Source organism: Corynebacterium sp. (assembly GCF_022712275.1).
Taxonomy (GTDB): Bacteria; Actinomycetota; Actinomycetes; order Mycobacteriales; family Mycobacteriaceae; genus Corynebacterium.
This window is the reverse complement of record NZ_JALAGU010000031.1, coordinates 38867-45523: the sequence shown is the minus strand read 5'-3', so window position 1 is coordinate 45523 and position 6657 is coordinate 38867. Positions and strand designations below refer to the sequence as shown.

General features: G+C 67.6%; 5 protein-coding genes. 4 read left to right on the top strand and 1 reads right to left on the bottom strand.

The window, feature by feature from the left end; translation table 11 throughout:
- Window positions 1-161: 161 nt before the first annotated feature.
- Window positions 162-1274: a branched-chain amino acid aminotransferase gene (locus Q0A27_RS06910; RefSeq protein ID WP_291474326.1), complete on the bottom strand. Its 1113-nt coding sequence runs from the start codon at window positions 1272-1274 to the stop codon at window positions 162-164.
- A 78-nt stretch (window positions 1275-1352) separates the two neighbouring features.
- Here Q0A27_RS06910 and Q0A27_RS06905 point away from each other — a divergent pair, with 78 nt between their 5' ends.
- The 4 genes from Q0A27_RS06905 (at window position 1353) to lipA (ending at window position 6648) form a co-directional block, all read left to right on the top strand.
- Complete coding sequence (locus Q0A27_RS06905) at window positions 1353-2927, top strand: leucyl aminopeptidase (protein WP_291474325.1); 1575 nt, start codon at window positions 1353-1355, stop codon at window positions 2925-2927.
- 111 nt (window positions 2928-3038) lie between these two features.
- Window positions 3039-4691, top strand: coding sequence for a 2-oxoglutarate dehydrogenase, E2 component, dihydrolipoamide succinyltransferase (sucB, locus tag Q0A27_RS06900; protein WP_291474324.1), 1653 nt, complete (start codon window positions 3039-3041; stop codon window positions 4689-4691).
- A 103-nt stretch (window positions 4692-4794) separates the two neighbouring features.
- Complete coding sequence (lipB, locus tag Q0A27_RS06895; protein ID WP_291474323.1) at window positions 4795-5547, top strand: lipoyl(octanoyl) transferase LipB; 753 nt, start codon at window positions 4795-4797, stop codon at window positions 5545-5547.
- A gap of 51 nt (window positions 5548-5598) precedes the next feature.
- Window positions 5599-6648, top strand: a complete 1050-nt coding sequence (lipA, locus tag Q0A27_RS06890; protein ID WP_291474322.1) for a lipoyl synthase — start codon at window positions 5599-5601, stop codon at window positions 6646-6648.
- Window positions 6649-6657 lie beyond the last annotated feature (9 nt).

Below are 6657 nucleotides of genomic sequence, written 5' to 3'. Positions count from 1 at the left end.
GCTGGGCCCCCACCGCCCCGTCTCCCCCACGGTCGGATTCACCGTCGACCGCCTGCGCCTGTCGCCGGTGTTCGACCGCGACCTCGGACTCGACACCGGTGCCGGCCTGGCGACGCTTCCCCTGGTGCGCATCGCCGCCGACTACTTCTGACCGGTTCCCGCTACTTCGCCGGGATCAGGTCGTAATTCCAGCCGTGCACGTCCTCGACGGTGCCGCGCTGGATGCCGGTGAGGTGTTCACGCAGTTTCATGGTGATCTCACCGGAGACCCCGCCGTTGACCTGGAACTCACCGGACTTGTCTTTGACGGTGCCGACCGGGGTGATCACTGCAGCGGTACCGCAGGCGAAGGCCTCGGACATCGCACCGGATGCCGCGGCGTCCTTCCAGTCCTGGACACTGAACTTCTTCTCGGTGACCTTGATCCCCTCGTCGGCGGCCACGGTGAGCAGGGAGTCACGGGTGACACCCGCGAGCAGTGAACCGGACAGTGCCGGAGTGACGAGCTCGGCGTCGTCACCGGTTCCGAAGATGAACGCGAGGTTCATGCCGCCCATCTCCTCGATGTAGGTGCGCTCGATGGCGTCGAGCCAGACGACCTGGTCGCAGCCCTGCTCCTCGGCATGGGCCTGAGCGGCGAGCGAACCGGCGTAGTTGCCGGCGAACTTCGCAGCACCTGTACCGCCCGGGGCGGCGCGGACGTACTCGGTGGACAGCCACACGCTGACCGGCGTAATGCCGCCCTTGAAGTAGGCGCCGGCCGGCGAGGCGATGACGTAGTAGGAGTAGCTGGAGGCGGGGTGCACGCCCAGCCCGACCTCACGGGAGATCATGAAGGGACGAAGGTACAGCGCCTCCTCACCACCGGCGGCAGGGACCCAGGCCTCGTCGACCTGGACGATCTGACGCAGGGACTCCAGGAACAGGTCCTCGGGGAGCTCCGGCATGGCCAGTCGCTCGGCGGAGGCCTGGAACCGTGCGGCGTTCTTCTCCGGGCGGAAGGTGACCACGGAACCGTCCTCGTGACGGTAGGCCTTCAGCCCTTCGAAGATGGCCTGCCCGTAGTGAAGGACGGAGGACGCCGGATCCATGCGGATCGGGCCGTAGGGGACGACGCGGGCGTCGTGCCAGCCTTCGGCCTCGTTCCAGTCGATGACGACCATGTGGTCGGTGAAGTAGTTGCCGAAGCCCGGGTTGACGAGGATCTGCTCGATCTTCTCCGCCGGAGTCGGGGTGGTGGTGAGGTTGCGGGTGAACTCAGGGGAAGCTGCCATGCCCTGTATCCTAGACCCGGAAAGGACCTGCGGCGGAACCACCCCCGCACCCTCGCCGACCAGCAGCGGAGAAGCCATATGACATCCGGAATCCAGTCGATTGCCCCCACCATCACCCACGGCGCTGTCCCGGCGCTCCAGCTGAGCACCGACAACGCTCTTCCCCCGGCGGATGTGCTGGTCGTGCCCGTGATCGCCGGGGCGTCCGGACCTGAGCTTCCGGTTGCCCACCGGCTCGGGGAGGCAGTCCAGGTGGAGCTGTGGAAGGCTGCCGTGGAGACCGGGGTCGCCGGTGCCGCCGGGGAGACCGGGCTGCTGCCGGTGCCCGACGGCGTCACCGCGACCCGGGTGGTCACTGTCGGCCTCGGACCGGCAGACAGAGATGAAGGAATCCACCGACCCGACGCAGAGATGGTGCGCCGGGCGGCAGGAGCGGCGTCCCGGGCGCTGGAAAGCCTCGCCGTCGAGAACATGGACGCCGGGCTCACCGCCGTCAGCCTGCTCGGCGATCTCACCGGTGTCGGTGACTGTACCGCCGCCGCAGTGGAAGGCCATGCCCTCGGCGGATACCGCTACTCCGGCCGGCGGCGTCCCACCGGCGAGGGCCATCTGCGTGCGGTGACGGTCATCGCACCGGACACTCCGGAGACCCCCGAGGTCTTCGCCCACGCCTGCACGGTCGTTGAGGCGGTGACCTGTGCCCGTGACCTGGTCAATGCACCCGCCTCAGAACTCACCCCGGACACCTACGCACAGATCATCGCCGATCTCGCAGGACGCTCCGGCGTGGAGGTCGGGAGCCTCGACGAGGATGATCTGGCCGAGCAGGGCTTCGGTGGGCTCCTGGCGGTGGGACGTGGTTCCGCCCGCCCGCCCCGACTGGTGCGTATGCACTACCGGCCCGAGGTGACGGACCGCCCGCACGTGGCTCTGGTCGGCAAGGGTGTGACATTCGACACCGGCGGTGTCTCTCTGAAGAAGGCCCCCGGGATGGACGCGATGATCTCCGACATGGGCGGGTCCGCGGCGATGGTCGCGACAGTCCTCGCCGCCGCGGAGCTGGAACTGCCGGTGGAGGTCACCGCGACGATCCCGCTGGTGGAGAACATGCCGGACGGCGACGCACTGCGTCCCGGCGACATCATCCGGCACTACGGCGGCAGCACCTCGGAGATCCTCAACACGGACGCCGAGGGCCGGCTCATCCTCGCCGATGCCCTCGCCCGCGCCGCTGAGGACGCCCCGGATCTGCTGGTCGAGGCGGCGACATTGACCGGTGCCCAGGTCGCCACCCTCGGTGACCGCATCACCGCCGTGATGGGGACGCCGTCGCTCCGCGACCGCATCGTCGCACACGGCCGGCAGACCGGGGAGGACGCCTGGCCGATGCCGTTGCCCGCCGAGATCGCCGAGGACATCCGCTCGGACGTCGCCGATGTAAGGAACACCGGCACTTCCCGCTGGGGTGGGATGGCCGCGGCAGGCCAGTATCTCGCCCACGTCATCCCCGAGGGACTGGACTGGGCGCACCTGGATATCGCCGGGCCTGCCTACAACACCGGCAGCGCCCACGGATACACCCCGAAGAGGGGTACCGGGGCGCCGGTCCGCACCCTCATCGCTTTCCTCGAGGATGTCGCGGCGTCCGACTGATCCCCTGGGTCGACCCCCTGCGGGCGTAACAGGCCGAGGCGGACTACCCTATGTACTATTCAGGCAGAGACCACATCTGTTATTTTTCGTCATTATAGGAGCTTCAACACCATGGCGTACTCCGTCGAAATGCCCGAACTGGGCGAGTCCGTGACCGAAGGCACTGTGACCCAGTGGCTGAAGAAGGTCGGTGACACTGTCGCCGTGGATGAGCCGCTGCTCGAGGTCTCCACCGACAAGGTCGACACCGAGATCCCCTCCCCGGCCGCCGGTGTGCTGCTGGAGATCAAGGCGGAGGAGGACGACACCGTCGATGTGGGTGCCGTCATCGCCGTGATCGGCGAGGAGGGCGAGAGCGCCGGGGACACCGGATCTTCCGCAGCCGAAGTCCCGGCCGAAGAGCCCACGGAAGAGGCTCCCGCCACCGAGGAGAAGGCTGAGGAGCCGGAGGAGCCTGCCCCGGCCGCTTCCGGCGACGCCACCGACGTGAAGATGCCGGAACTCGGTGAATCCGTCACCGAGGGCACCGTCACCAACTGGCTCAAGAAGGTCGGCGACACCGTCGAGGTCGACGAGCCGCTGCTCGAGGTCTCCACCGACAAGGTCGACACCGAGGTCCCCTCCCCCGTCGGCGGCACCATAGTCGAGATCCTCGCTGACGAGGACGACACCGTCGACGTCGGCGCCGTCATCGCCCGCATCGGCGACGGCTCCGCCGCCGCAGCCCCGGCCGAGAAGAAGGCCGAGCCGAAGGAAGAGCCGAAGGAAGAGCCGAAGGAGGAGAAGCCCAAGGCCGAGCCGAAGCCCGAGCCGAAGTCTGAGCCGAAGTCTGAGCCCGCCGCCGGAAACCTGCCCTACGTCACTCCGCTGGTGCGCAAGCTCGCCGAGAAGCACGGCGTGGACCTGTCGACGGTCACCGGTTCCGGTGTCGGCGGCCGTATCCGCAAGCAGGATGTCCTCGCCGCCGCTGAGGGTCGCTCCACCGAGACCGACGCAGCCCCGGCCGCCGTCGTGCTCAAGGGCTCCGATCCGGCCAAGGCCTCCCTGCGTGGTACCACCGCGAAAGTGAACCGGATCCGTGCGATCACCGCGAAGACCACCCTGGAGTCCCTCCACGGTGCCGCGCAGCTCACCCAGGTCCACGAGGTCGACATGACCCGCGTCGCCGACCTGCGCAAGTCCTCCAAGGCCGCGTTCCAGGACAAGTACGGTGTCAACCTCACCTACCTGCCCTTCTTCGCCAAGGCTGTCGTCGAGGCCCTCCTGGCCCACCCGAACGTCAACGCGTCCTACAACGCCGAAACCCAGGAGATGACCTACCACGACTCGGTCAACCTGAGCTTCGCCGTGGACACCCCGGAGGGTCTCATCTCCCCGGTCGTCCACAACGCCCAGGACCTGTCCCTGCCGGAGCTTGCCAAGGCCATCGTCGACATCGCGGACCGTGCCCGGAACAAGAAGCTCAAGCCGAACGACATCATGGGCGGCACCTTCACCATCACCAACATCGGTTCCGAAGGCGCCCTGACGGACACCCCGATCCTCGTGCCGCCGCAGGCCGCGATGCTCGGTACCGGTGCCATCGTCAAGCGCCCGGTGGTCATCTCCGAGGACGGACAGGACGCCATCAGCATCCGCCAGATGGTCTTCCTCCCGATGACCTACGACCACCAGATCATCGACGGTGCCGATGCCGGTCGCTTCCTGACCAGCATCAAGGACCGCCTGGAGAACTACGACTTCACCGGCGACCTCGCCCTCTAGGCGTTCTCGCCCGGTAAGTCACCGGTGGCCCACCGCCCCGGATCCTCCCCGTCAACGGGAGGGGCCGGGGCGGTTCCTCTTGTCGGGGGTAGGATCGGCATCCATGGGCTTCCAGCACGGATCTATCCGCAACACCTCCGACCCGGTCGATGTGGTCGACCTGCGCACTGTCGACTATCTCGAGGCCTGGCGACACCAGGCCGACCTGGCAGGCAGGCGTGCCGCCGACAAGACCCCCGACACCCTCCTGCTGCTCCAGCACCCGCCGACATACACCGCCGGCAAGCGCACCCAGCCGGAGGACCTGCCGACCAACGGCCTGCCCGTCGTCGACGTCGACCGTGGCGGCCGGATCACCTGGCACGGCCCCGGCCAGCTCGTCGCCTACCCGATCATCAAACTGGATGACCCGATCGACGTCGTCGACTACGTCCGGCGTATCGAGGAGGCGGTCATCGCCACCTGCCACGACCTCGGACTCGATGCGGTGGGGCGCGTGGCGGGGCGCTCGGGGGTCTGGCTCCCCGCCGGCATCCTCAACGGTCAGCTCCTCCCCGCCCGCAAGGTGGCTGCCATCGGGATCCGCGTCACCCGCGGCGTCACCATGCACGGCGTCGCCCTGAACTGCGACAACACCCTGGACTACTACAACCACATCGTGCCCTGTGGTCTGCCGGACACCGGGGTCACCACTCTCAGCGCCGAACTGGGCCGCGACATCACCGTGGCGGACGCCACCCCGCTGCTCACCCGGCACCTCCTCGACGCCCTGGACGGCACCCTGCCGACCACGGACACCGATGTACCCGAGGAACTCGCGCACGGCCCGGTGAAGGACGTCTCCGATGCACTGTGATCACCGTGAGCCACTTCGACGTGTCGACACCTGCAGCGTAGGGTGGGGCCTGTGACTATCGCTGCAGACGGCCGACGACTTCTGCGCATCGAAGCAAAGAATGCGCAGACCCCCATCGAGCAGAAGCCCCGCTGGATCCGGACCACCGCGAAAATGGGCCCGGAGTACCGGGACATGAAGAACCGGGTCTCCGGCGCAGGACTCCACACCGTGTGTCAGGAGGCGGGCTGCCCCAACATCCACGAGTGCTGGGAGGACCGCGAGGCGTCCTTCCTCATCGGTGGCGACACCTGCTCCCGCCGGTGTGACTTCTGCCAGATCAAGTCCGGCAAGCCCTCCCCTCTCGACCGTGACGAGCCGCGGCGAGTCGCCGAGAACATCCGCGAGATGGATCTGCGCTACGCCACCATCACCGGCGTGACCCGCGACGACCTCGACGACGAGGGCGCCTGGCTCTACGCAGAGATCGTGCGCAAGGTCCACGAGCTCAACCCGAACACCGGAGTCGAGAACCTCACCCCCGACTTCTCGGCGAAGCCCGACCTGCTCGCCGAGGTCTTCGAGGCGCGTCCGGAGGTCTTCGCGCACAACCTGGAGACCGTGCCGCGCATCTTCAAACGCATCCGTCCGGCCTTCCGCTACGACCGCTCGCTGGAGGTCATCCGTGCCGCCCGTGACTTCGGTCTGGTGACCAAGTCCAACCTGATCCTCGGCATGGGTGAAACCGCCGAGGAGGTGCAGTCCTCCCTCACCGACCTGAAGGACGCCGGCTGCGACATCATCACCATCACGCAGTACCTACGTCCGACGAACATGCACCACCCCATCGAGCGGTGGGTGAAGCCGGAGGAGTTCATGGAGCACTCCGAGTTCGCCAAGGAACTCGGTTTCGGTGCCGTGATGTCCGGTCCGCTGGTGCGTTCCTCCTACCGTTCCGGTCGCCTCTACGCCGAGGCGAAGGCCGCACGCGGTGAGGCACTGCCGGAGAACCTCGCACACCTCGGTGACAACCTGGGGTCCTCCACGAGCCAGGAAGCGAGCACGCTGCTGGAGAAGTACGGCGCCTCCAAGGAGACTCCGGTCACCTCGGCACGGCAGTGATGCTCTAGA

Bases quoted from the DNA above. Each gene is read 5' to 3' on its own strand.
- Q0A27_RS06910 (WP_291474326.1), bottom strand. From the start codon at position 1,274: ATGGCAGCTTCCCCTGAGTTCACCCGCAACCTCACCACCACCCCGACT.
- Q0A27_RS06905 (WP_291474325.1), top strand. From the start codon at position 1,353: ATGACATCCGGAATCCAGTCGATTGCCCCCACCATCACCCACGGCGCT.
- sucB (WP_291474324.1), top strand. From the start codon at position 3,039: ATGGCGTACTCCGTCGAAATGCCCGAACTGGGCGAGTCCGTGACCGAA.
- lipB (WP_291474323.1), top strand. From the start codon at position 4,795: ATGGGCTTCCAGCACGGATCTATCCGCAACACCTCCGACCCGGTCGAT.